At 63.7% G+C, this 25,613-nt stretch carries 18 protein-coding genes and 1 tRNA gene; 10 read left to right on the top strand and 9 right to left on the bottom strand.

The features are described 5' to 3' along the window. The first annotated feature begins 89 nt into the window (after nucleotides 1-89). The 3 genes from ASH00_RS10220 to ASH00_RS10210 are packed head-to-tail and all read left to right on the top strand — an operon-like array spanning nucleotide 90 to nucleotide 3,905. A complete protein-coding gene (locus ASH00_RS10220) occupies nucleotides 90-857 on the top strand; it encodes an ABC transporter ATP-binding protein (protein WP_056548193.1) in 768 nt (255 codons plus the stop codon). Between the two features lie 2 nt (nucleotides 858-859). After that, nucleotides 860-3,337: an ABC transporter permease gene (locus ASH00_RS10215; protein WP_056548191.1), complete on the top strand. Its 2,478-nt coding sequence runs from the start codon at nucleotides 860-862 to the stop codon at nucleotides 3,335-3,337. 58 nt (nucleotides 3,338-3,395) lie between these two features. Beyond that, nucleotides 3,396-3,905, top strand: coding sequence for a hypothetical protein (locus tag ASH00_RS10210; RefSeq protein WP_056548189.1), 510 nt, complete (start codon nucleotides 3,396-3,398; stop codon nucleotides 3,903-3,905). Between the two features lie 11 nt (nucleotides 3,906-3,916). Here ASH00_RS10210 and metG read toward each other — a convergent pair whose 3' ends face one another. Continuing rightward, nucleotides 3,917-5,485 (bottom strand): methionine--tRNA ligase, encoded by a 1,569-nt coding sequence (gene metG, locus ASH00_RS10205; RefSeq protein WP_056548187.1) that lies wholly within the window; start codon nucleotides 5,483-5,485, stop codon nucleotides 3,917-3,919. Nucleotides 5,486-5,584: 99 nt separating this feature from the next. Between metG and ASH00_RS10200 the strand changes: the two genes are divergently transcribed. Both ASH00_RS10200 and ASH00_RS10195 read left to right on the top strand, forming a co-directional pair. Then, nucleotides 5,585-6,127: a hypothetical protein gene (locus ASH00_RS10200; protein WP_056548184.1), complete on the top strand. Its 543-nt coding sequence runs from the start codon at nucleotides 5,585-5,587 to the stop codon at nucleotides 6,125-6,127. Between the two features lie 188 nt (nucleotides 6,128-6,315). Beyond that, nucleotides 6,316-7,299, top strand: a complete 984-nt coding sequence (locus ASH00_RS10195; RefSeq protein ID WP_082566055.1) for an AfsR/SARP family transcriptional regulator — start codon at nucleotides 6,316-6,318, stop codon at nucleotides 7,297-7,299. 246 nt (nucleotides 7,300-7,545) lie between these two features. Here ASH00_RS10195 and ASH00_RS10190 read toward each other — a convergent pair whose 3' ends face one another. Further along, nucleotides 7,546-13,254 (bottom strand): peroxidase family protein, encoded by a 5,709-nt coding sequence (locus ASH00_RS10190; protein WP_082566046.1) that lies wholly within the window; start codon nucleotides 13,252-13,254, stop codon nucleotides 7,546-7,548. A gap of 222 nt (nucleotides 13,255-13,476) precedes the next feature. On the opposite strand from ASH00_RS10190, the gene lepB reads away from it, so the two are divergent. Continuing rightward, nucleotides 13,477-13,914, top strand: a complete 438-nt coding sequence (lepB, locus tag ASH00_RS10185; RefSeq protein ID WP_056548183.1) for a signal peptidase I — start codon at nucleotides 13,477-13,479, stop codon at nucleotides 13,912-13,914. Here the strand turns inward: lepB and serA are convergent. The 5 genes from serA to ilvD form a co-directional block, all read right to left on the bottom strand. Continuing rightward, on the bottom strand, nucleotides 13,911-15,500 hold the full coding sequence (serA, locus tag ASH00_RS10180; RefSeq protein ID WP_056548181.1) for a phosphoglycerate dehydrogenase: 1,590 nt from the start codon (nucleotides 15,498-15,500) through the stop codon (nucleotides 13,911-13,913). The two genes, lepB and serA, sit on opposite strands and share 4 nt — an antisense overlap. Before the next feature lie 206 nt (nucleotides 15,501-15,706). After that, entirely contained in the window at nucleotides 15,707-16,732 is a 1,026-nt protein-coding gene (gene ilvC / locus ASH00_RS10175; RefSeq protein WP_056548180.1) for a ketol-acid reductoisomerase, read from the bottom strand. 87 nt (nucleotides 16,733-16,819) lie between these two features. After that, entirely contained in the window at nucleotides 16,820-17,332 is a 513-nt protein-coding gene (gene ilvN, locus ASH00_RS10170; RefSeq protein WP_056548179.1) for an acetolactate synthase small subunit, read from the bottom strand. Nucleotides 17,333-17,334: 2 nt separating this feature from the next. Next, nucleotides 17,335-19,230, bottom strand: a complete 1,896-nt coding sequence (locus ASH00_RS10165) for an acetolactate synthase large subunit (protein WP_056548178.1) — start codon at nucleotides 19,228-19,230, stop codon at nucleotides 17,335-17,337. A gap of 346 nt (nucleotides 19,231-19,576) precedes the next feature. Continuing rightward, nucleotides 19,577-21,292, bottom strand: coding sequence for a dihydroxy-acid dehydratase (gene ilvD, locus ASH00_RS10160; protein ID WP_056548177.1), 1,716 nt, complete (start codon nucleotides 21,290-21,292; stop codon nucleotides 19,577-19,579). A gap of 229 nt (nucleotides 21,293-21,521) precedes the next feature. Here ilvD and ASH00_RS10155 point away from each other — a divergent pair, with 229 nt between their 5' ends. Then, entirely contained in the window at nucleotides 21,522-21,998 is a 477-nt protein-coding gene (locus ASH00_RS10155) for a hypothetical protein (RefSeq protein ID WP_056548373.1), read from the top strand. A 23-nt stretch (nucleotides 21,999-22,021) separates the two neighbouring features. On the opposite strand, the gene ASH00_RS10150 is transcribed toward ASH00_RS10155, so the two are convergent. Continuing rightward, on the bottom strand, nucleotides 22,022-22,990 hold the full coding sequence (locus ASH00_RS10150) for a 2-hydroxyacid dehydrogenase (protein ID WP_056548176.1): 969 nt from the start codon (nucleotides 22,988-22,990) through the stop codon (nucleotides 22,022-22,024). 69 nt (nucleotides 22,991-23,059) lie between these two features. Here ASH00_RS10150 and ASH00_RS10145 point away from each other — a divergent pair, with 69 nt between their 5' ends. Then, nucleotides 23,060-24,196 carry a PQQ-dependent sugar dehydrogenase gene (locus ASH00_RS10145; RefSeq protein WP_056548175.1) on the top strand — a complete coding sequence of 379 codons (1,137 nt, stop codon included), beginning with the start codon at nucleotides 23,060-23,062 and terminating at the stop codon, nucleotides 24,194-24,196. Between the two features lie 90 nt (nucleotides 24,197-24,286). Beyond that, nucleotides 24,287-24,359, top strand: a tRNA-Lys gene (locus ASH00_RS10140). 74 nt (nucleotides 24,360-24,433) lie between these two features. On the opposite strand, the gene ASH00_RS10135 is transcribed toward ASH00_RS10140, so the two are convergent. Further along, on the bottom strand, nucleotides 24,434-24,928 hold the full coding sequence (locus ASH00_RS10135; protein WP_082566045.1) for a MarR family winged helix-turn-helix transcriptional regulator: 495 nt from the start codon (nucleotides 24,926-24,928) through the stop codon (nucleotides 24,434-24,436). A 148-nt stretch (nucleotides 24,929-25,076) separates the two neighbouring features. Between ASH00_RS10135 and bcp the strand changes: the two genes are divergently transcribed. Continuing rightward, on the top strand, nucleotides 25,077-25,547 hold the full coding sequence (gene bcp / locus ASH00_RS10130; protein WP_056548174.1) for a thioredoxin-dependent thiol peroxidase: 471 nt from the start codon (nucleotides 25,077-25,079) through the stop codon (nucleotides 25,545-25,547). Nucleotides 25,548-25,613 lie beyond the last annotated feature (66 nt).

Here is a 25,613-nt window from a genome sequence, read left to right as displayed (position 1 = left end):
GGTCTCATCCTCCAGTAGGAGAACGGCGCGGCGAAAGAACCTCCCGCCGTCCGATCCGCGGTAACCCACGCATTTCATAGCGTGGAGGCATGACACCGAATCTTTCGACGGCTGCCGCGCCGTCCTCCGTTTCCGTTGCAGCGGTTGCTGCTGAATCCATCAACAAGTCCTACGGCCGGGACAACACCACAGTGCACGCTCTGCGCAATGTCTCCGTCAGTTTTCCGAGCGGACGATTCACCGCCATCATGGGCCCTTCAGGCTCCGGGAAGTCCACGCTCATGCACTGCCTCGCCGGCCTCGACACTGCCGATTCCGGCCGGATCCTGCTGGGCGGCACGGACATCACCGGACTGAACGACGCCGGGCTGACGCGGCTGCGACGCGATCGCGTGGGATTCGTGTTCCAGTCCTTCAACCTGATCCCCACCCTTACTGCGGAACAGAACATCACTCTTCCCGTCGCGTTGGCCGGCGGGCAGGTGGATCGCGAATGGCTGCAGCAGATCGGCACCATCCTCGGTCTGACCGACCGGCTCAGCCACCGTCCACATGAACTGTCCGGTGGGCAGCAGCAGCGGGTGGCGGTGGCACGCGCGCTGCTCACCCGCCCGGATGTCATCTTCGGAGATGAGCCGACCGGCAACCTCGATTCCCGTTCGGGAGCGGAGGTGCTGGCCCTCCTGCGGCGCAGTAGCCAGGAGATGGGACAAACCATCATCATGGTGACCCACGACCCGGTTGCGGCTTCCTACGCCGACCGCGTCATCCTGATGCAGGACGGCGCCCTGGTGGGGGAACTGGAACGAAGCACCCCCGACACCATCCTCTCCGCCCTCTCACAGCTGGGAGCCTGACCGTGCTGACTGTTGCCCTGTCCCAGGTTTCGCGGCATGCCCGCCGCTACATCGCCGTCGGGCTCGCTGTCATGCTCGGTGTCGGCTTCCTTGCCGCCACCCTGATGGTCGGCGCCACCACTACTGCAACTCTTCAGAACAGCATCGGTGCGGAGTACTCCAAAGCCGACCTCGTGGTGACCTCGGCTGACGGCTCCTTGCCGCCGGCAGTGGCCGACGCTGTTCGTTCAGTAACCGGAGTCGATGTGGTGCATACGGAACAGCAGGGGTATTTTGTGCTCCGGGCCGGCACCGCAACAAACATGGCGAATCTTTCCGCGCTAGCACCGCCCGTACTGGAAGGCCTCGTCCTGCAGGAAGGCAACCTGCCCGAATCCGACGGCCAGGTGGTGATTGACGCTGCGTCGGCTGAACAACTCGGTGTGGAAGTCGGCGACACAGTGCAGGGCGCGGCTCTTCGCGAGGGCACCCTCGAGGAGAACCTCGCAGCGTCGGGTACCGGGCTGACGGTCACCGGGTTCAGCGAACCGTCCGCCCACCCTTTCCTCTCCGGGGCCATCGCGCTCCATGCCGTCCCGTCCCAGGTCGATGAACTGGTTCCGGAGGGTGCAACGACACAATTGCAGCTCACTCTCACGGATTCAGCCGAGGCGGCACAGGTGGGACCCGCCGTCGGCCAGGTGTTGGCGGACGCCGGTGCTGACGCCAGCGTGCTCACCGCAGCCGAACAGACGACCGAGGACGTCGCTGCCCTGTCCGGCGGACAGGACCAACTGACCATCGTTCTGCTGGCGTTCGCCGTTGTCGCGGTGATCGTCACGGCTCTCGTGATCGCCAACACGTTCTCGGTGCTCGTCGCCCAGCGCACGCGGGAACTCGCGCTGCTGCGCTGTATCGGGGCGGGCCGCGGGCAGATCCGCCGCTCGGTCCTCCTGGAAGCCGCGGTGGTCGGCACGGTGTCCTCCGCGCTCGGGGTACTGCTCGCCGCAGGTGTGATGTGGGTGCTCGTGTCCCTTGCACGCACTGTTCCAGGCAGTGAATTCGCCACCCTCGCCGTGCCGGCATCGGCTGTCGTGGGCGGCATGGTGGTTGGAATCCTCATGACCATCGCAGCCGCCCTCGTGCCGGCACGGGCAGCCACCGCCGTCGCACCACTTGCCGCGCTCCGGCCAGCCGAACACGCCGGTGTCACCACCCGACGCGGCCGGATCCGCCTGGGAATCGGTGTGCTGGCAGTCGTGGCAGGCAGCGCTCTGCTCGCGGTCGGAGCCGCTCAGGCCAACCTGTTGCTGGCGTTGCCCGGAGGTGCGCTGTCCTATCTCGGATTCCTGCTCTGCGCCGGCCTGTTTGTCCCGGCACTCGTCACGGGCGTCGGCCGGCTTGCCTCCCCGCTGGGCGTCCCCGGGAAGCTCGCTGCGGTGAACGCAGTACGCAATCCGGCGCGAACGACGGCGACCGCAACGGCCCTGCTTGTCGGCGTCACCCTCGTCAGCATGATGATGGCCGGAGCACAGACATCGCGGACAGCGTTCGATGACGCCCTGGCGCAGAACTACCCGGTGGATCTGGCCGTGCAGCTTGAAGGCGGAGAACACCCGGATGCTGTGAGTACCCTGCAGGCGCTGGAGGGCGTCGACGCAGTGGTGGAACCCATGCCGGTGGGCCGCACCACAGAAGAAGCAGGCGGGCAGACGGTCTACAGTCTCTCGGCAGCCGACGCGGAAGCGGTCCTGCGCTCGGAGACCGCCTACCCGCAGGACGGCGAAGTGGTGATGCCGGACGGCACCGCAGTGACCGAACTCGAAGTGGCCGGGTCCTCAACTACCCGCATTCTTCCCGTGAAGGAAGCCGAAAGCCGCACGATCGTTCCCCTCATTACGCCGGCCACTGCAAAACAGCTCGGGCAGTTGGAGGCAACGGACACGGGCGGAGTTCTCTGGCTGAAGCTGGACGACTCCCTGGGAACGGGTGAGATCATGCAGCTTCGGACGAGCGTTGTGGACGCCCTGGGCGTGTCCGAGTATCTCGTCTCGGGAGCGGCGCTGGAACGCGCAACCTTCAACCAGATCATCGATGTGCTGCTGCTTGTCGTCACAGCTCTCCTGGCGGTCGCCGTATTGATTGCGCTCATCGGTGTAGCCAACACGCTCTCCCTCTCGGTGCTTGAGCGCACGCGCGAATCGGCACTCCTTCGGGCGCTGGGGCTGACCCGGGGCCAGCTGCGCGGCATGCTGGCAGTGGAAGCCGTACTGATCGCCGGAGTGGCAGCGCTGATCGGGATCGTACTCGGAATGCTCTACGGCTGGCTCGGCGCGCAATCGGCGTTGGGCCTGGTGGCTGTTGTGACGCCGTCGTTCCCGTGGCTGCAGCTGGCAGGCGTGCTGGTTGTCGCTACCGCTGCGGGACTGGCGGCATCAGTACTGCCTGCCCGCCGCGCGGCGCGGCTCTCCCCCGTCCAGGGATTGGCGGTGGAGGGCTGACCTGCAAGGATTGCTTCACGGTCCGTGCACTCGGGCCGTGAAGCAATCAGGAGGACCGGTGAAGAACCCAACCCGGGAAGAACGGCAATGGCTGTTTCGCTATTTGGAGGACCATCTCCTCGGAGCGACCGGCGGGGTGCGTCTCTTTCAGGCAGCTGCCCAGACCTGGGAGGGCACACGGCACGGGCGCACGCTGTCCCGCCTCTCCGACGAGATTGACCACGAACGCAGTGAGCTCCTCACCTCCCTGCGCTCTCAAGGCCACCGTCCGAACCCCGCAAAGATGGTCTTCGCGCATCTCAGCGCTGCCGCCGCCCGCCTGAATCCCCTCAATGTGAGCAATGCGGAGAACGGTCCGGGGGCACAGCTGGAGCTGGAGGCACTCCAGAGCCTCGTCCGCGGGAAGGAAGCGCTGTGGGAGACCCTCCTGGCGCTGCTGGACGACGGCTGGTCCTTCACCGGATACGACCGCGAGCGCCTCACCCAGCTTGCAGAGCGGGCGCGCGGACAACAGCGGGAAATTGCAGCCATCATGGTGAGCACGGCCGCCGAGCGTTTCCGCGCGTGACCCGCGTTGATTTAGTCTTCCGCGGGCTCCTCGTACTTCGGGAAAATCGGAGCAGGCGCCGGTAGGGCAATGCCGGGCACCAATGGAGTTGCGATCGCGCTGAAGCGGCGGGCGCCGTCGTCGTTCACGGTGCCCTGGCCCAGAACCGTGAGCAGCTTCGCGGCGCCGTCCGGCATCACCGGCTGCACCAGGATTGATACGATCCGAAGGATCTCCAGGGTCACGTAGAGGACCGTGTTCATGCGGTCGAGGTCAGTCTTCCGCAGCACCCAGGGCTGCTGCTCGGCGAAGTACGCGTTCGTGTCTCCCAGGACCGCCCAGATCGCCTCGAGCGCGCGGGACAGCTCCTGCTTGTCATATGCGGCCCGGCAGGTATCCAGCAGCGTGTTCGCCGCAGCCAGGATGCGCTGGTCCGCCTCAGACAACGACGACGGCGCAGGCACCAGCGAGTCACAGTTCTTCGCCACCATGGACAGGGACCGCTGCGCAAGGTTCCCCAGGTTGTTCGCGAGGTCCGAGTTCATCCGGGTCACGATGGCCTCATGGCTGTAGGAGCCATCCGCTCCGAAGGGCACCTCGCGCAGCAGGAAAAAGCGGATCTGGTCCCGGCCGTACTGCTCCATCCAGTCCTTCGGCGCAATCACGTTGCCCAGGGACTTGGACATCTTCACGCCCTTGTTGTGCAGGAAACCGTGGATCATGACCCGCTTGGGCAGCTCAATGCCTGCGGACATCAGGAAGGCGGGCCAGTAGATCGCGTGGAAGCGGGAGATATCCTTGCCGATCACGTGCACGTCTGCGGGCCAGAACCTGCGGAACTGCTCCGACTCGGTGTCCGGGTAGCCCACCCCGGTCAGATAGTTGGTGAGCGCATCCACCCAGACGTACATGACGTGCTGGGGATTGCCGGGCACAGGTACACCCCAGTCGAAGGTGGTGCGGCTGATCGAGAGGTCGTCCAGACCCCGCTTCACGAAACTGATGACCTCGTTGAAGCGGGATTGCGGTGCGCCGAATTCGGGCTGCTCCGCGTACAGCGCCAGTAGACGGTCCTGGTACGCGGATAGGCGGAAGAAGTAGCTCTCCTCCTCCGTCCACGTCACCTCGGTGTCCGTGTCCTTCGAGTAGCGGATGCCGTCCTCGCGGAGCTCGGTCTCTTCCTCGGTGTAGTACGCCTCGTCACGCACCGAGTACCAGCCCGCGTACTTGTCGAGGTAGATGTCTCCGGCCGCTTCCATCCGGCGCCAGATGTCCTGCGAGGCCGCGTAATGGTCCTCATCGGTGGTCCGGATGAACCGGTCGTAGCTGATGGCGAGGTCAGCGTGGGCAGCCTGGTAGACCGCGGCGTTCCGGTCCACCAGCTCCTTCGGCGAGATCCCCTCTTTCTCCGCGGTCTGAGCAATTTTCATCCCGTGCTCATCAGTACCTGTCAGGAACATGACGTCATAGCCGTCCAGCCGCTTGAAACGCGCGATGGCGTCGGTGGCGACATACTCATACGCATGCCCGATGTGCGGCACGCCGTTGGGATAGGTGATGGCTGTAGTGATGTAGAACGGGGGTTTCTGCGCAGAACTCACCCTAGAAAGTTACCCTGCCGCCGTGGGGTTGTCGCATCATTGCGTTGCCTGGCTCCTGCGATCATGGTTTTCCCATGGTGGGGGGCGAACACTACTTGCATGGCACAGCAACTCGACGACCGCCGCGTCGCCCACCGCGCTTCCCGCCCCCGGCACCGGATGCTCATCCCGGCCGCGCTTCTGATCGGCGTGCTTGGCGGCGCAACCTGGGTACTCACCAACAATGTTGAGGAGGAACCTGCCGCGATGCTGGGTGCATCGGACACTGTGGACGGCGGAATTGCCCGGATCAACGGAATACTCCCGCTCGAATCCGACGACTGGGTGCCTCCGTCCAACGGGGCTGCCCTTGAGACCGCAGTGCCCGACGGCGCGCATCGCGTCCGCGTGCTGCTCGAACTCACTGCGCTGGAACCGGAAGGCATCGCCTTCAGCGCCGCCGACTACTTCGTCGACGGGCTTGGCACCGGGGAACCGCACGTCATCTGGGCATCCCCGTCACAGCACATCGCGGAACAGGGCGAGACGATTAATGCCACGCTGGTCTTCGAAATTCCGAACAAGGCGCTCGCACTGGTACTCAGTGACGACGGCGAGGCGCGGCTTTCGCTCGGAACTGACCACCACACGGCCGGTCAGTGAGTGGTCCTGAGTAGCCTTAGCGGCTACTCAGGTAACTACCCTGCCGCTACGCCGGGAAATTCGAGTAGTGCCCCCGAATCGTTCGGAATCGGGGGCATTTTTTCGGGTAGGGCCTACTCGTGATCCCCGTTTCTCCGATCCCTAAGTTTGATCTCGTCATCACAAGCACGAAAGACGAGGTCTCGCTCATGTTGCAGTCAGACGCATTTTCACCGGCGCATTCGGGTTCCCCCGCGGACGCACCAGGCGTGCCGGCTTTCCTGACCGTCCAGCTGATCGGCTCGCTCCGTATACGGCGCGGAGACACGGTGTTGAACGCCCGGACCCTCGGCGGGCCGAAGCCGCGCCAGATCCTGGAGATCCTCCTCCTGAGCCTCGGCACACCGGTCTCCAAGGACCGCCTGATCGAGGTCCTTTGGGAAGGACACGCACCTGCTGAAGCCCTTCCGACCCTTGAAAGCTACGTCAGCGTCCTGCGCCGGAACATCCAGCCCGGCAGCGGCAAGCAGGGTCCGCTGCGCACCACGACCGGCGGTTACGTGATGGACGCAACCATGGTGGACCTGGACGTCTTCCGCTTCGATCAGCTCCTGCGGCAGGCCCAGCAGAGCGCGCCGGAAGCAGCGCTCAAACTCCTTCACGAGGCACTTTCACTCGCCACCGCTCCCCTGCTGGGCGACGAGCTCCTCCCAGCCTGGGCAGAAGACGAGCGGGAGCTGCACAGCTCCCGGGTCCTTGAGGCAACGGTGCTGGCAGCGGAAACCGCCTCAGTGGCCGGTGCAGTCTCTGAGTCGATCGACTGGGCCCAGAAGGCCCTCACCATGGACCCGCTCAATGAACGTGCATGGTTGGCCCGGGTTGCCGGCCTCGAGCGCACAGGACGCTACGCCGAGGGCCTGCAGAGCTACGAGAAGTGCCGGCGTGCAATGGTTCGGGAGCTGGGATGCGCACCCGGACCCGGGCTGAAGGCAGCGCATGCCCGCCTGCTGCAGGCCACTGCAGAGAGCGAAGGCGAACTGTCCGACGTCCTGTCCGCTCTGCTTGTGCTTCACGGCCAGCTCAGCAGGACCACCGCACCGGTGGCTGCAGCTCCGCAGAACGTCCGGCAGTCGCTGCGGGACGCCACAGTCGTCATCAACTCCTTCCTTGTGCGGGCGATGTCCGCAGCGTAGGAGAGTCCCGGTTAGAGGTATCCAGAGAGGGTTTCCGCCCAGTCGGGTGGGAACCCTCTTTGTGTGTCGGAAAAGCATGCCGGCGTGTGCTGTTGCATGGCACGTGAACCCGCGGATGCATCGGTCCGTCGCCGGCCGTGCTCAGGGGCACTTTGCTACTGTCCTGGCAGGAACCCCCGCACGAAAGGAAGGACCATGGCGGGGATTCCCGCCATGGTCCTTTCGTCTGGGAGTGGCCCTACCGCATCAGGTGATCAGGTAGTTGCCCCACCCGTTGCCGATCTGCGTGCGGCTTCCAACCCGTCCGGTTCCTGTGCCCGGGTAGAGCCAGAGCCTGCCTACGGAGTCGCGAGCCACGACATCGGAACGTGAGTCCCCGTTGAGGTCACCGATCCCCACCAGTGAGTACCCGTTCCAGCCGCTGCCGAACAGTGAACGGCTCTGGAAGCCGCCTCTGCCGTTGCCGGGGTACAGGAACAGGCGTCCTGTGCTGTCGGCTGCGATGATGTCTGAGCGGGCGTCGCTGTTGAAGTCACCGACACTCGCAATCTGGAAGCCATTCCAGCCACTGCCTGCCTGGCTGCGTGACTGGAAGCCGCCTGATCCGTTGCCCGGGTACAGCCACAGCCTGCCGTTGGAATCCCGAGCCACGAGGTCAGACCGGTCATCTCCGTCGAAGTCACCAGGAGCGGTCAGTGTGTAGCCGCCCCAACCATTACCGATTTGGAGTCCCCTCACAAGCCCCGCAGCGCCGGTTCCGCGGTAGAGCCACAGCCGCCCTGTGGAGTCCGAGGCGAGGATATCCGCGTTTCCATCTCCGCTGAAGTCGCGGGTGGCAATGATGCTGCGCATCCCCTGCCATCCTGTTCCCATCAGCGACCGGGTCTGCAGCCGGCCTGCTCCGTCTCCCGGGTACAGCCACAGCCGCCCGTTGGGGTCACGGGCAACCAGGTCGGCAATGCCGTCGCCGTCGAAGTCTTCGCGCAGCTCCGGCCGGGTGGGGGTAGCTGCGGCTGACAGGATCGAGAACTCCCCGGCACCCAGTGCGTTGACTGCCCGTACTTGGAACCGGTAGGCCGTTTCATTGGCAAGCCCGGTGATCTCGAGGCTCGTGGCGGTTGCACCCGCTGTCCTCAGCGCTCCCACGGGCTGTCCGTCAGCGCCGACCACCTGGACTGCGTATCCGGTGATCGCGGATCCGCCGTCGGTATCCGGCGCACTCCAGCGGACAGTCACCGATCCATCCGCCGCGGTCACTTCACCGAGAACCGGAGTTCCGGGGACTGATCGTGGAGTGATGGCTGCCGAGGCCGCAGAAGCTGCACCCGCGCCATGAGCGTTCACTCCAAGGACCTTGAAGCTGTACGCCGTGCCGTTTGCGAGGCCGGTGACTTCCGTCGTCGTCGCTGTGCCGGTGAGCGAAATCGTCTGCACGAGGGTTTCGCCGGCGAGCACCTGCACCTTATAACCGGTGATCGCGGTGCCGGCGTTGGCAGCCGGGGCGCTCCAGGAGAGCGTGGCGATGCCGTTGCCGGCGACGCCTGTCACGTTGGTCGGCGCGTTGGGCACAATGTCCGGGACAACCGCTGCGGAGAGCGGCGAGAAGGCACTCGTTCCCAGTTCGTTGGATGCCCGGACCTGGAAGCGATAGGCCTGACCGTTTGTCAGCCCGGTCATCACCGTGCTGGTTTCATTGCCGGGAACCTGGCGCAGAGCGCCCACCGGTGCACCGTTCGCGTCCACTGCACGTACCTCGTAAGTGGTGACCGGGGAAACCGGTGCACCCCATTCGACTGTGGCAGAGCGGTCGCCTGCAACTCCTGCGGCGATCTCCGGGACACCGGGAGCCTGGGAATCCGCGAACAGGAGCTTCTCGATGTTCCGCAGGGTATCCACGCCGTCGCCGTCACCCAGCGGGGGAAGTGCATCGGGATCATCGCCGAGATGCGTCACCGTGGTGACGCTTCCCGGAGCCCCCGGGACAGCACCCGTCGGTACGGTGGTCACTGTGTAGTTCTGCTCCAGGTCCGAGAAGACCGCAGCGTCCGCATCACCGGCTTTCCCTGCGTTGACGATCTCACGCACAATGACGATGTCTCCCGGATCAACAACACCGGCGAAAACAGCGGCCTGCAGGGTCCGTGAACTGTCAGCCAGGTAAGGCTTTTCAATACTGTCAGTGCTGCCGATTTCCGTAGTCGGGTCGGCGGGATCAGTGCGTACGCTCATCCGGACGCGCAGTTCCTTGTCGCCGTCGAGGATGTCGTTGCCGGACCTGCCCTCGAGCACATCCGAGCCGGCACCACCGAGAATGATGTTGCCCTCTCCCCAGATGCCGCCGTTATCCGTGACACCTGCGGGAAGCAGTTCGCTCAGACCGGTGATTCTTGCGACTCCCTCGGCGTCCAGCCAGTTCTTGCCGGATGTTCCTTCGCCCTCGACCAGCCGGGGAACAACGTCGTCGCCGCGAAGAACATCATTCTTCGCCGCTCCGGAGAGCCCTTCCACCTCTGCATAACGGTCCCGCAGCACGTCCACGGGAAGCGGCACGCCCAACAGGTTACGAGTCAGGTCCGTGTCCGCCGCCAGGCCGTCGACCTGGTGCGAGGTCCAGTCGAAGCCCGCAGCTCCTGCATTGCGCTCGATGCCCGGGTCGGCCAGCATGATGTCGTCGCCGCCTTCGGCGTCATAATCATCATCACCGTTCTGGCCCATCAGGACGTCATTGCCGGGTGTGTTCGGATCGTCAAAGAACGGGGCACCGCTATCTCCCATGAGGAGGTCGGCACCGTCCCCGCCCTGGAGCCAGTCGTCTCCTGCGTCGCCGCGGGAGAGGTCGTTGCCTCCGCCTGCAATCAGAAAGTCGTTACCCTCACCGCCGAACGAATCGTTGGTATTCGCTCCGCCGTTGATGAAGTCGCTACCGCTGCCGCCGAGAACGAGATCCAGTCCTGGGCCGGCGTCCAGTGCATCATTGCCCGGACCGCCCTTCAGCACGTCATCACCCGCGGAGTCGGTCACGATGTCATTACCCTCACCACCGAGGGCGGTGTCAGCGCCGTCGCTGCCTTCGATGACATCGTTGCCGCCGTTTCCGAGGAAGGTGTCATTGTCGACGCCGCCCCAGATGCGGTCAGCTACTGCGGTTCCGTTGAAGACGCTCTGGCCGTTGATGCCGGCCGGGTCCTCCGAGTTGGTGGTGCGGTAGCGAATGGTGCCGTCCGGCATCCGGATCAGCAGGGCTTCCTCGTTGCACTCGGACCGCGGATCGTCCAGCACCGTGGTGCCGTTGAACTGCAGCCGGCCAAGTTCGAACTTGCAGTCGGAGGTACCGAACACATCCGCCTTGAGGGCCGTAGCGCTGGTGTTGCGCATGATCATTTCGGCGAAGGAGTTGCCTTCCAGCTGACCCAACAGGTTCATGCCCGGCGTGCGGACCAGGTAGTAGAAGCGGTCACCGTTCTGCAGGTCCAGCATCTGCTGCTCGAACACGTAGTTGAACGTTGAACCGAGCAGGCCGCCGAAGAGGTTGGTGCGTTCGGCGAGTCCACCGACCCAGAGATCGATCTGGTTCAGGCCGGTTTCCTTGTCGGCCCAGGTACCTACGCCGCCCATGAAGTCCGCGGCATCTGTGGGGACGGTGCCCTCTGCAGCATCGATCGGCGGGTTCACGATCAGCTGTGCTGCGTCCCGCTTGCCCTTCAACGTGGTTGCGACGGTGATGCTCGGGTGTTGACCATACGCGGCCACAAAGTTGACCAGCGACTCCGGGTGCTTGAGATTCAGGCCGAAATCGATCCAGTTTACGTACGGCTTGAGCTGGCTGTCGTTGGTCTTGTTGTAGATTTCCTTGCGCAGGTTGTTCAGCGAAGGGATGCCCGTTTCACGGGCACGGGCGATATTGATGGCGGCCAGGTCCAGCGGAAGTCCAAGCAGGTTGTTCCGCAGAGTGTCGGTAACAAACTCGTCGAGCTCGTTGCCGACCTGGTCTGACATACCCATAGCAATGGATCCGGCTGCGTCTTTGGCTGAGAGCGGTTCGGTGCCGCCGTCGTAGTACATCGGCGGGTTCAGGAAAGCGTCCAGCAGCGGCACATCGTTTGTGGAGCCGTCGGCATTCGTCCGGGACACGGTGTCGGTGAGCATCGAGTGACCGAAGCGGTACACGGCGTGTGCAAACTCGGCGCTGATCGCCGGATCGACGTCGTCGTGATAGGTGGCGAACGGTTCAAGGAGCGGCTGTACCTTGCGGGCAAATTCTTCGAAGGCGAGGTGCTGGTACTCCATTTCGGTCACAAACCGGGCCGCCTGGAAAAGGCGCTCGCCGTTCCAGCCGCCCGCTCCGGCAGCGCTCTTCCACTCCGCCAGAGCTGTTACGCCGCGGCTTGTTGTATCGGCGGTGAGGGTTGCCTTGATGTCCTCGAGTAGTCGGTTGTGTTCCGAGTGGAAGACCTGGTGGATCATGGTCAGCGCGACATTCTCATTGACCCGGCCGTCACCGGCGACGAAGTGCGCATTCAGCATCTCGTTGTCATAGGTGCTGGTGCTCGGGGCTCCAGGAGGGTTGATGGTGTCGTCAGCATCGGGCAGGAAGTTCGCCTTCGGGACAGCATTGTGCGCGATGTCATCGAGAAAGGATTCGTTCACCCGGAGCGCGTTGGCCGGCACTGCAACCGGAGCTTCGGTGTTGCCCTCGACCATGCCGTCTGCGGTCACGTACTGCGGAAGTCCGCGCTCGGGACCCGGGATGAACTTCCCGTAGGGGTCAACGGCGATCATCGGAACACTGTGCACGTCCATATCGGAGAGCTGAAGACCCAACTGACCGGCCGCCTGGGCCTTCAGCATTGCCCAGGTGCCCATGCCGCCGTCGTCGGAGGCCAGCAGCGCTCCGGTGGAGACCGGCCTGCCGCCGGCGTTGTCCGTGTACTCCCTCAGGAAAACCTGGTGGGACGGGTCCGAGCTGTAGGTCTGTGATTGGTCTACCAGTGGGCCGGTGCGGTTGGTCGCTTCGCGGACATCATCCTCCGTACCCAACTTCCCATCCGGGCCGGGCTGATTGGTGGCGCGGGTGAGGACCATGAACCGCTGGCGCGCGGGAAGATCGTCCGCACTCGGCGTAACGCCGTCGGGCCCCGCAATCAGCGGGTCATCCGGCTGCAGCGGGATGAAAACCGCGCTGCCCGACTTATTGACCATGTCGAGGCCGTGGTCGAAGAATTGTCCGAAGATTGTGAACAACGAGTTGTACGGGGGCGAGAGGCCGACGTCTGTGGTGATGTTCGGGATGAAGAGTGTTTCACCGGCAGGCACGCAGCCCGCCGGCAGCCCTCCGGCGTCGCAGGGCACCACGCTGTCGGCGCCGCTTTGCGTGCGTACCGGGTACTGCGCTGCGGAAACCGCCGCAGGATTCGTAGATGTCTGGTCCACAATCAGATTGCTGATGACGCGGGGGTCGGCATCGACCACGTTGCCTACGCCGTCGTAGGTCGTGGGACCGGGCTGGCGGATGATGGCGCCATCGTCGGCATCAAGGTAATCGGGAGTGGTGAGACGGGGGAAGAGACGGTTCGACTCCGCAAAGTCTTCGCGACCTGCCTGGAGGTTGTTGCAGGAGCCATCCACCGTGCGGAGTCCGTAGGAAACCAACGGGCCGGGCACCTGATCAGGTCCGGTACCGAGCAGTGCGCCGCAGGGACCGGTCTCGCTGGTGGTGTTGCGGACGTGTGCCTCAGCGATCTTGATCTGGCGCAGAATGAACGCCAAGTCGGACGTCGTGACGGTGAACCCCTGGCCGACGGGCGCCGCCTGCGCGGGCGCCGCGACCAGTGGCAGGCCGATACCCGTGAGCATAGCCAGTGATGTGAGTGCCGAAAGCGTGCGTCGAAACGGAAAGCCTGTGGGCCGCATCTGTGCAGCCGGGTGCTCCTCCGAGGCGTGTTGCGCCTTTCCCATAATTCCTCCCAAGACCTACCGACGGTCTTCCGCCGGTGCCGCAAGAGTCCCGTACGAGCGTTATGAATACCTTGGAAGGTGCAGGGTTTCCCCAACCATCCGAGCGGAGGATAACGACTAACGGATGACCGGTTGGAGGACGATCGCATGGGTGGTCATGAGGCGAGCACCGCACGAACTTCGTCTGCGCGCTGGCCGCGGTACCGCTCGCTGGCGGGACTAATGGCCGTTGCACTCCTGCTCGTCGGCTTGCGGCTCTGGGTGATCGAGCCGCTCTGGGTCTCTTCGCCGAGCATGGAACCCACCGTTCCCGAGGGGAGCATCGTAGTGCTCTACCGGCACGGGGAACCGGTGCAGGGCGCTTTGGTCTCGTTCCGGAACCCCTCCGAAGCGGGTACCGTGCTCAAGCGCGTGGTGGCCGTCAGCGGGCAGAGCGTTGCCATTGAAGATGCGTTGCTCTACATTGACGGCGTCCCGGTGTCCGAACCGTTTGTCGACCACGCGCTCATAGACGGCACCTACTTCGGGCCCGTCACGGTTCCTCCCGGGCATGTCTTCGTGATGGGCGACAACCGGGCAGCGTCCATTGATTCCAGAGACTTCGGTCCGCTCCCCGTCGACAGCATCGAAGCCACAGTGGTGTGGCCGCTCCCGAACTAGTCCTGCAGATCCACCTCACGAGCCACTGATGCGCCGATTGCGTCCTTCAGACTCTCCAGCGCATCCTGCGGCACGGAGCTGTCCACGGTGAGCAGCGACAGCGCCTGGCCGCCCTCCTTGCTGCGGGCGACCTGCATGCCGGCAATATTGATCCCGCGCTCCCCCAGCACCCGGCCCAGGGTGCCGATCACACCGGGCCGGTCCTGGTACAGGATCACGAGCAGGTGCTCGCTGATCGGGATCTCAAGATCATAACCGTTGACCCCGACCAGTTTCTGAATCTGCTTGGGGCCAGTGAGCGTACCGGCGACCGAGATCTGGGACCCGTCTGACAGCGCACCGCGGATGGTCAGCACATTGCGGTACTCCTCCGAGGACTCAGTGGTGACCAGGCGCGTGTTGATGCCGCGCTGCTCGGCGAGGACCGGCGCATTGACGTAGGAAACCTGCTCGGAGACGACGTCGGTGAAAACACCCTTGAGGGCGGCCAGTTCCAACGCCTTGACGTCCAACGAGGCGATCTCGCCAGCTACCTCGACCTCGATCTGAGTGAGTGAATCGTGGGTGAGTGCGGTGAAGATACGGCCCAGCTTCTCGATCAGTGGGATACCGGGACGTACTTCCGGCGCAATGACGCCGCCTGCGACGTTGACGGCGTCGGGCACGAGTTCTCCTGCGAGTGCCAGGCGGACCGATTTGGCAACGGAGATACCAGCTTTCTCCTGAGCCTCTGCTGTGGAGGCGCCGAGGTGCGGGGTGACCACAACGTTGTCCAGCTCGAAGAACGGGAGATCGGTGCTCGGTTCCTTGACGAACACGTCAACGCCGGCGCCGGCAATCTGCCCTTCCTTGAGCGCGGTGTACAGCGCTTCCTCGTCCACCAGGCCGCCGCGGGCAACGTTCACCACGTACGCGCTGCTCTTCATCTTCTGAAAGGCTGAGGCTCCCAGCATGCCGACGGTCTCGGGCGTCTTGGGCATGTGGATGGTCACGAAGTCTGACTCCGCAAGCAGCTCATCGAGTGTCACAAGCTGGACCCCGAGCTGGGCTGCCCGCGCCGAGGTGACATAGGGATCATAGGCGAGGATGTCAGTGCCGAAACCCTGCAGCCGGGCCGCAACGAGTGCACCGATGCGGCCAAGGCCGATGATGCCGACCTTCTTCTCGTAGAGCTCGATCCCCGAGTACTTGGACCGCTTCCACTCGCCGCCCTTCAGAGCGCCGCTGGCCTGCGGAATATGCCTGGCGAGACTGAGGATATGGCCGACGGTGAGTTCGGCCGCCGAGATGATGTTGGAGGTTGGGGCGTTGACTACCATCACACCCGCTTGCGTGGCCGCCTTGATATCAACGTTGTCCAGGCCGACGCCGGCACGGGCGATGACCTTCAGCTTGCGGGCGGCGGCGATTGCCTCGGCGTCCACCTGGGTTGCTGAACGCACCAGGATCGCGTCCACCTCTGCGATAGCGGAGAGCAGCTTGGATCGGTCAGCCCCGTCGGTCTGGCGGATCTCGAAATCCGGTCCGAGGGCATCCACGGTTGCCGGCGAGAGTTCTTCAGCAAGGAGAACTACTGGTTTTTCCACGGGAGATCCTTCGCAGTGCGGTGGGCAGAAGTGTTCCAGATGTGTGTTCGGGAATTTCGTTCAAGTGTAGTTTGCCGCTCCGGCGAGCCCACTTTGTTACCCGCTATGGAGAGCAGATGAGAGAAGTGCCACACAATGGGCGACGGCCGGACCGGCGGGATACTCCGCCGGTCCGGCCGTCGCCTCCAGGGTGTCAACACCATTGATCAGCGGGCGACTGAACCTTCGGTGTAGTCGTCGTTGGTCTTGATCCACGAGAACAGCTTGCGCAGTTCGCGGCCCGTTGCCTCGATCGGGTGATCCTCGCCCTGCTTGCGCAGCTTCTCGAATTCGGGCGCACCGGCGTCCTGGTCATCGATGAAGCGCTTGGCGAAGGCACCGTTCTGGATATCCGCGAGAACTTCCTTCATGTTTTCCTTCACCGACGGGTCAATGACGCGCGGGCCGGAGACGTAGTCACCGTATTCTGCTGTGTCGGAGACGCTCCAGCGCTGCTTGGCGATGCCGCCCTCCACCATCAGGTCAACAATCAGCTTGAGTTCGTGCAGTACCTCGAAGTACGCGACCTCCGGCTTGTAGCCGGCCTCGGTGAGTGTTTCGAAACCGTACTGGATGAGCTGGGACGCGCCGCCGCACAGGACAGCCTGTTCGCCGAAAAGATCGGTTTCGGTCTCTTCGGTGAAGGTTGTCTCGATGACGCCGGCGCGGGTGCCGCCGATTGCCTTCGCGTAGGACAGTGCCAGTTCGCGGGCTTTGCCGGACGGGTTCTGCTCAACGGCGATCAGGTCGGGAACGCCGCGTCCCGCTTCGAATTCGCGGCGAACAATGTGGCCCGGGCCCTTCGGCGCAACGAGGGCAACATCCACGTCGGCCGGAGGCTGGATGTAGCCGTAGCGGATGTTGAACCCGTGACCGAAGAACAGGGCGTCACCTGCCTGCAGGTTGGGAGCAATGTCCTCAGCGTAGACGTGGCGCTGGACCTGATCCGGCGTCAGTACCATGATGAGGTCGGCTTCGGCAACGGCGTCGGAGACATTGAGGACGCGCAGGCCCTCGCTTTCCGCCTTGGCGCGGGACTTTGAGCCCTCCTTGAGGCCCACGCGGACGTCAACGCCCGAGTCGCGGAGGCTCAGCGCATGGGCGTGGCCCTGGCTGCCGTACCCGATAACAGCCACGGTGCGGCCCTGGATGATCGAAAGGTCTGCATCGTCGTCGTAGAACAACTCGGTCACTTGTGTTTCTCCTGTGATGTGATTGTGCCGCCCACCTGACGTGGACCGGCGTGGTTGAGGTATTGAACGTGAAGTTCGCGCTGCTGGCTAGGCGCTCCTGAGCGCCCTGTCACTCATCGATTTGGCGCCGCGGCTGATCGCCAGAGTTCCGGACTGCACTATTTCGCGGATGCCGAACGGCTCCAGCACTGACAGCAGCGCGGAAAGCTTTTCGGCAGTGCCGGTGGCTTCGATGATCAGCGAGTCGGTGGACACGTCAACCACTGAAGCGCGGAACAAGTCTGCTGCCTGGGTTACCTGCAGCCGTGTTGCGGCATCCGCGCGGACCTTGACCAGGATGTGGTCCCGCTGCACGGAGGATTCGGGGACAAGCTCGACAATCTTGATCACATTGATGAGCTTGTTCAGCTGTTTTGTGACCTGCTCAAGCAGGTCCCCTTCGGCCTCTACCACGACAGTTATCCGGGACATCCCGGTTACTTCGGTAGGACCGACGGCCAGTGAGTTGATGTTGAAGGCGCGTCGAGCGAACAGGCTTGCGACACGGGTCAAAACGCCGGGGACGTCCTCGACCAGAACGGAAAGGGTATGACGGGCCATTGTTAGTCCTCCTGCTCCCAGTCCGGGGTCATGTTGCGGGCAATCTGGATGAGGTCGTTGCTGACGCCGGTGGGGACCATAGGCCACACCATAGAGTCACGGCTGACCACAAAATCGATCACAACGGGTCGGTCGTTGATGTCCAGTGCCTGCTGGATGGTGGCATCAATGTCTTCATCCCGCTCACAACGCAGTCCGGCGCAGCCGTAGGCATCGGCAAGTTTCACGAAGTCCGGAACCCTCACGGTGTTGTGCCCGGTGTTGAGGTCCGTGTTCGAGTAACGGCCCTCGTAGAACAGGGTCTGCCACTGGCGCACCATGCCCAAGGAGGAATTGTTGATCACGGCGACCTTGATCGGAATGTTGTTGATCACACAGGTGGCCAGCTCCTGGTTGGTCATCTGGAAACAGCCGTCACCGTCGATCGCCCACACCACGCGGTCAGGGTTGCCGACCTTGGCGCCCATGGCGGCCGGAACCGCGTAACCCATGGTGCCCAGGCCACCGGAGTTCAACCATGCATGCGGCCGCTCGTAGTTGATGAATTGGGCTGCCCACATCTGGTGCTGTCCAACGCCTGCCGCATACACGCCCTCCGGTCCGGTGAGCTCACCGATGCGCTGGATGACGTGCTGCGGGGCGGAGAGCCCGTCTTCGGGCTGGGTGAACCCGATGGGGTAGCTCTCGCGGAGCCGGTTCAGCACCATCCACCAGGCACTGTAGTCCGGCGCGCCGGAGGCGGCGAACTGCTCGCGCAGTGCCGCGGTGAACTCTGGAATGATCTCTTTCACCGAGCCGACAATCGGTACGTCGGCCGTCCGGTTCTTCGAAATTTCGGCAGGATCGATGTCTGCATGGATCACCTTCGCCCCGGGCGCGAAGCTCGAAAGCACACCGGTTACGCGGTCGTCGAACCGCGCGCCGAGCGTAATCAGCAGATCCGACTGCTGGAGGGCAGTGACCGCGGACACCGAGCCATGCATGCCGGGCATGCCGACGTGCTGCGGATGGGAGTCGGGGAAAACCCCGCGGGCCATCAGCGTGGTGACAACCGGTGCGCCCAGCAGTTCCGCCAGCTCGAGCAATTCTGCTGCCGCATGAGCCTTGACCACACCGCCGCCCACGTAAAACACGGGACGTTCCGAGGCCATGATGAGCCGGGCGGCCTCGCGGACCTGCTTGGCGTGACCCCGTACCACCGTGCGGTAGCCGGGCAAGTCAACTTTCGGTGGCCAGGAGAAGGACATCGCGCCGACCTGGGCGTCCTTTGCGATGTCCACGAGCACCGGTCCCGGCCGCCCCGTCGAAGCGATGTGGAATGCTTCAGCGAGAACCCGGGGAATGTCCTGTGATTTGGTCACCAGGTAGGAGTGCTTGGTGATCGGCATGGTGATGCCGACGATATCCGCTTCCTGGAACGCATCCGATCCGATCACGGCGCTGGACACCTGGCCGGTGATGGCCACCATCGGCACCGAATCCATATGCGCATCCGCTATTGCGGTGACCAGGTTGGTGGCCCCAGGCCCGGACGTGGCAATGCAAACCCCCGGACGCCCGGTCACCATGGCATAGCCCTGGGCCGCATGCCCGGCGCCCTGCTCATGGCGGACGAGGATGTGCCGAAGTTTGGTAGAGGCCATCAGCGGGTCGTAGGTCGGAAGAATTGCGCCTCCGGGAAGGCCGAAGATGTCATCAACGCCGAGTTCCTCAAGGGCGCGGACAATCGCCTGGGATCCGGTCATCTGGGTTGGCGGCACCACGCGGTTGGGCCCGAGCACGGGACTGGTGGGCGCGGAAGGAGCCGCGTTGTCCCTGCCCGGCTGCTGGACCGGTGCCGCCGGAGCGGGTTGTCTGGTTGCCATCAGCGCCGGGCTGATGGGCGATCCCTTGGACATCTCTGAACTTCCTTTGTATCCAGCACAGCTTGATCGCTGCGCAAATGTACTGCGCGAATCTGTTCGGTGGGAACAAAAAAACCCCTCAGCCTGGTGGGCTCTGCGAGGGGTTTGCGCGTGACGTAGACGTACCAGCCGGGCTTTTAGGCCACGCGCTTGGTAACTAGGACTACGGATACGAGCTGCATACCTGTAGTTTTCACTCCCCCGCCAACAGTGTCAACAACACCCGGCGCCGTCTCACTATATGGACAACCATTCCAGTTACTGGACACTAACTGAAGACGACGACGCCGGCGCGCAGCCGCCGTCGTCGTCTTCAGTTCCGGTTTCCAACCGGCGCAGATTAGCCGGTGTAGGCGCCCTCGGAGGCTGAATGCACCAGCTTCGCGTACTTCGCCAGCACTCCCCTGGTGTACCGGGCGGGAAGCGGCTCCCAACCGATCCTCCGGCGCTCCAGTTCCTCGGGATCGACCAGCAGGTCGAAGGTCTTGTTCGGAATATCGGCGCGGATATGATCCCCGTCCTTGACGAACGCAATGGGACCGCCGTCCACTGCCTCGGGAGCCACGTGGCCGATGCACAGCCCGGTGGTGCCGCCCGAGAACCTACCGTCCGTCAGCAGGAGTACATCCTTGCCCAGTCCCGCGCCCTTGATGGCTCCGGTGATGGCCAGCATTTCCCGCATGCCCGGTCCGCCTTTGGGGCCCTCATACCGGATGACGACGACGTCCCCCGCCTTCACCTCCCCCGCAGCGAGAGCCTGCAAGGCCCCCTGTTCGCGTTCGAAGACGCGCGCAGTACCTTCGAACACCTCCGCGTCGAAGCCTGCGCTCTTCACCACCGCACCTTCCGGAGCCATCGAGCCGTGCAGGATGGTAATGCCACCGGTTTTGTGGATGGGGTTATCCAGGGCACGCAGGATCTTGCCGTCGACGTCCGGCGGATTGATTGCCTCAAGATTTTCAGCGAGCGTCTTGCCCGTCACCGTCAGCACGTCTCCGTGGAGGAGTCCGGCGTCCAGAAGGGCGCGCATGATCACCGGCACGCCGCCGATCTTGTCCACGTCGGTCATGACGTAGCGGCCGAACGGCTTGAGGTCACCCAGGTGCGGAACCCGGTCGCCGATGCGGTTGAAGTCATCGAGCGTCAGATCCACCTCTGCCTCGCGTGCGATGGCGAGCAGGTGCAGGACTGCGTTGGTGGACCCACCGAAGGCCATCGTGACAGCAATGGCGTTTTCGAACGCCTTTTTGGTCATGATGTCCCGCGCTGTAATGCCGAGTCTCAGCAGGTTCACAACGGCTTCGCCGGATTTTCGGGCAAATTCATCCCGACGGCGGTCAGCAGACGGCGGCGCTGCCGAACCGGGCAGTGACATACCGAGCGCTTCACCGATGCAGGCCATTGTGTTGGCGGTGTACATGCCTCCACAGGCGCCCTCACCAGGGCAAATTGCGCGCTCGATGCGGTCGACGTCACCCCTCGACATTTTTCCAGCCGCGCAGGCCCCGACAGCTTCGAAAGCGTCAATCAGGGTAACTTCCTTCTCTGTGCCGTCTTCCAGCTTCACCCAGCCCGGCATGATTGAGCCGGCATACAGGAAGACGCTTGAGAGATTCAGCCGCGCAGCAGCCATGAGCATGCCGGGCAGTGATTTGTCACAGCCCGCCAGAAGCACCGACCCGTCGATGCGCTCCGCTTCCATCACTGTCTCAACGGAGTCGGCGATGACCTCGCGGGATACGAGCGAGAAGTGCATTCCTTCGTGGCCCATGGAGATGCCGTCCGAAACGGAGATTGTTCCGAACTGCATAGGGAACCCGCCGGCCGCGTGAACGCCCTCCTTGGCGCCCTGGGCCAAGCGGTTCAGGGAGAGATTGCAGGGGGTGATTTCATTCCAGGAGCTCGCGACACCGACCTGCGGCTTGGCGAAGTCGTCATCACCCATTCCCACTGCACGCAGCATGCCTCGGGCAGGTGCCCGCTCCATGCCATCAGTGACCGCACGGCTTCTTGGCTTGATATCCGGTGTTGCCTTGGCTTCGCTATCCACGCTCATGGGTAAAAGTCTAGGCCCGAAAGCAGGTGCGCCCTGCGCGTGTGACCGACCTGTTAAGCCCATCTGAGGGGTGTACTGCGTCACAGGCGGCCGGCGTTCAGCGCGCCCGCCGGCCGAATGGACACCGCTTATTTCGGGTAGGGTGGTCGGCGCGGACCACGTGCCGCCGGCCATCGGCGGCCGCATACCGACCAGCCGTCCCGCGGGCACTTCCCTACCCAGGCCGAAAATGATTCCCCAGTTGCCGCACGCTTCACAGGACGAGCCCGGAAGCGATGCCCTGAAGAACATCCTCCGCGGAATCTTCGACTCCCAAATCCTCAATTACGGCGATTACAACCTCATCTTCGCGGTGAACACTCGCCGCGAAGGCAGGGACGCCGACGGGACGCGAATCAGCGCACCGAGGTACTACGTCGTCGGATACCGTTGGCAACCCACGGAGATCATGGTGGCTCCCGTCAACGGGCAGACCCTGACCGGCGGGGGCGTTCCAGTCGAGTTGAACATGACCAACCTCGCCCACGCCTTTCAGTTGGCGGATGGCGATTACGAGGTGGCAACAAACACCGGCAGGACGTTCCGCTTCGGGGTTCAGCCGGACGTCACTTTCCAGCCTGCACGCCACCAGGAACTCCACCTCGAGCAGGCGGACGACTACGCGGACTTCGAACTGTTCATGCAGACGTTCATCACGCTTGCATAGCCGTCATCACGCCTGCATAGCCCTCACACGTCGGCGCGCCCCGCTTGCCATGGTCCCGGCACCACCAGATTGACCGGCTCCCGCCCCGCGGCGAACGCCTCGAGCTGGCGCCGCAGCAGCCGCACGATGCGTGGGAGGAACGCGCCGGTGTTCCCGCCGTTGTGCGGCGTGATGATCGCGTTGTCCGCACCCCAGAGCGGATGATTCGCGGGGAGGGGCTCAGGATCGAAGACATCGATTGCGGCATGCAGGCGCCCGCTGACCACCTCAGCCGTGAGTGCCTCCGAATCCACCACGGGGCCCCGTGCAACGTTGATGACGAGGGCGCCGTCGGGCAACGCCGCAAGCACGTCCCTTCCCACCAGTCCCCGGGTGGAGTCCGACAACGGCGTAATGATAATCAGGACGTCGTGGTTGGCAGCCAGTCCGAGAAGTTCATCGCTGCCGTGCACCTGCCCGCGCTGGTCGGTACGCGCTGTCCTGCCAACCCTCGTGAGCTCGACTTCGAAGGCAGCGAGTCGATTGGCTATTTCTTCTCCGATGCCGCCAACTCCCAGGAGCAGCACTCTGCGGTCTGCAAGGCCCGGGAATCGTTCGGGCTTCCACACCCGCTCCCGCTGGTTCAACACTGCGACGTTGATGCCGCGAAGCGAGGTGATGGCGAGTCCGATTGCCATTTCGGCTGTAGCCGCAGCGTGGACGCCGGCGGCACTGCAGACGGCAACCCCGGCACCGGCCATTTCCGGCACGCCCTCATACCCGGTCGATTGGGTCTGCACCAGTTTGAGCGCGGGAGCTGACTGCAGCTGTGAGCTGAAATCGCCCCTGGCCATATAGGGCAGTACTGCGACGTCGACCTCCCGCAGGTCAGCCCCAAGGGGTTCGCCTTTGAAGTCCCACACTGCGAGGGTGATTCCGGCGGGTGCAGGACTGAGTGCCTCCAGAAGGTATTGGTCAGGCACTGTCACGGTACGGATGGTGGGAGCGGTCATGCGATCAGCGTAGCCGGACGACCGCAGGGCTGATGGACAGCCCTTTTCCGCCGTCGTAACGTGTCTGTCATGCGGCCCGCGCGGCAGGTAAAGCGGAATGACGGAAGGACCCCGGCACTCGGGGGTCTCGCCGCAGTGTTCAGCCTGCTCGCCGGAGTCACCTCATGCAATGCCGGACCTGAGCCCGCCCCGATTGTCCGGCAGACTCCGACCTCCCTGGGTGCCACCTCCGGGGAACCGGCGCCGTCGGTGTCCGAGCAGCCCATTCCGGCAGTCACCGCGGAGGTGGCAACAGGCTTGGATGTTCCGTGGGCATTGGCGTTGCTGCCGGACGGCAGCCTCATCGTCACTGAGCGGGAAAGCGCGGAGGTGAAACGGATTACCGACGGCGTGGTTGATGTCATCGGCGTAGTGCAGGACGCCATCGACGCCGACGGCGAGGGCGGATTATTGGGCGTTGCCGTGCCGCCGGACTTCACGACTGACCCCCGCCTTTACCTCTACTACACGAGCACCGACGATAATCGTGTTATCAGCATGGCGTATGGCAACGATGGCCTTGCGGGCACGGAAGAAGTGCTGACGGGCATACCGAAGGCAAACATCCACAACGGAGGCCGTATCAAATTCGGCCCCGATGGGTACCTGTACATCGGCACGGGCGATGCGTCCAACGCCGAAAGCGCACAGGACAGGGCGAGCCTCGGCGGGAAAATTCTTCGGGTAACTGCTGACGGCGAACCCGCCCCGGATAATCCGTTCGGCTCTGCCGTCTATTCGCTGGGGCACCGGAATGTGCAGGGTCTGGCCTGGGACTCCGGGGACCGGCTCTGGGCAAGCGAGTTCGGCCCCGAGCGCGATGATGAGCTCAACCTCATCGAGCCCGGCGGCAACTACGGCTGGCCTGCAGTCACCGGGGCGCCGGGTCAGCGCGGTTTCATGGACGCTCAGGTGGTGTGGCCGTCCACCGCTACGGCTTCCCCCAGCGGCATGGCCATCGTGGAAGACGTCGCCTACATCGGCGGTCTACGGGGTGAACGGCTCTGGCGTGTACCGGTGTCCGGAGGTTTCGCCGGCAATCCAGCCAGCTTCCTCGACGGCGCTCACGGACGGCTGAGGGACACTCTTGCGGGAGTTGACGGCAGCCTGCTCATTGCGACCAATGAAACCAGTGGATCCCGGATCCTGCGGGTGGAGATGCAATAGCTCACACGCAGCGCTCCGATTTCAACTTTCCGTCGCAGTGCTGGTAGAGTTTAGTGCTGTTGCGGAACGCGGTGAGACCGGATTTCGCAGGCACCTCTAGCTCAATTGGCAGAGCAATTGACTCTTAATCAATGGGTTCCGGGTTCAAGTCCCGGGGGGTGCACAGAAAAGAATCCTCCCGTTGGGCATCTGCCCGGCGGGAGGATTTCTGCTTTAACCCCAGAACCGAGCCGCCCGCTAATCGTCAATGAGCGCTGGCTCCGGAAGCCCGGTCTGCCGGGCGACAGCAGGCGCACCGTCGGCTTCCCAGTTCCAACGCGGGGCACCGAGGTCCTGGATGACGGACTGGAGGTGTGACCTGAGTTCACTCGAGACGAGCCCCTCGCCGGCTATGAGCGTACGTTCAACATCCTTCGCTTCTCCGAGCACCCGACTGCCCGCGGGTGTAATCGCAACCGCATGGCTGCGGCGGTCGACATCGCTGCGCGTCCTTGAGATGTGTCCGCGCAGTTCCAAGCGGGACAGTGTCTTACCCATGGTTTGTGCCTGGACGCGCACCAGTTGGGCGAGATTGGCCTGGGTCATGGCACCCTGTGCTTCGAGCACATCGAGCGCTATTACGCCGGCATGAGTGACACCGATGGAGACCAGCCGTTCATTCCACGCATGCTCCACCAACCGAGCGGCCGTCGTCAGTAGTCGACCGGTGGACCATTGCTCGAGATGCGGCATCAGTAAAAACTTCCTTTCGCCCCGCGCAGCCCGTGTAGCTTCGCTTGGTGACCTTGAAATGCACCCACATATGATAGCTACTGCTCGGGCCGCAAACCGGGACAGTTGCACCTCTGATGCACAATCGAGACCGAAAAGAGAGACCAATATGTCAGAACGACTCCACACCGGAGACCGCGCACCTGATTTCACGCTTCCGTCCGCGGATGGTTCGGCGATTTCCCTCAGCGACTTCGTCGGCCAGAATGTCGTCGTCTACTTCTACCCGGCAGCAGCAACACCGGGCTGCACAACCGAAGCGTGCGATTTCCGGGATAACCTCTCCTCGCTTGGCGCTGCAGGATACAGAGTCGTAGGAATTTCCCCCGATTCGGAAACGAAGCTCCGCTCCTTCAGCGAAAAGGAGTCGCTGACGTTCCCGCTGCTTTCCGATCCGGATCACGCTGTGGCAGAGGCGTATGGGGCGTGGGGCGAGAAGAAGAATTATGGGAAGACCTATGAAGGTCTGATCCGGTCCACGGTGGTAATCGATGGATCCGGGCAGGTCAGCCTGGCGCAGTACAACGTCAGGGCCACCGGTCACGTTGCCAAGCTCCGCCGCGATCTGGGGATCAGCTGAAGCGGAAACCCTCAGGGCTGTACCCAGCGCCCGTCACCTCGAGAAGAACCAGTACAATAAACCGTG

Source organism: Arthrobacter sp. Soil782 (assembly GCF_001428435.1).
GTDB classification, from domain to species: domain Bacteria; phylum Actinomycetota; class Actinomycetes; order Actinomycetales; family Micrococcaceae; genus Arthrobacter_D; species Arthrobacter_D parietis.
This window is presented reverse-complemented; position numbering and strand designations above follow the sequence as displayed.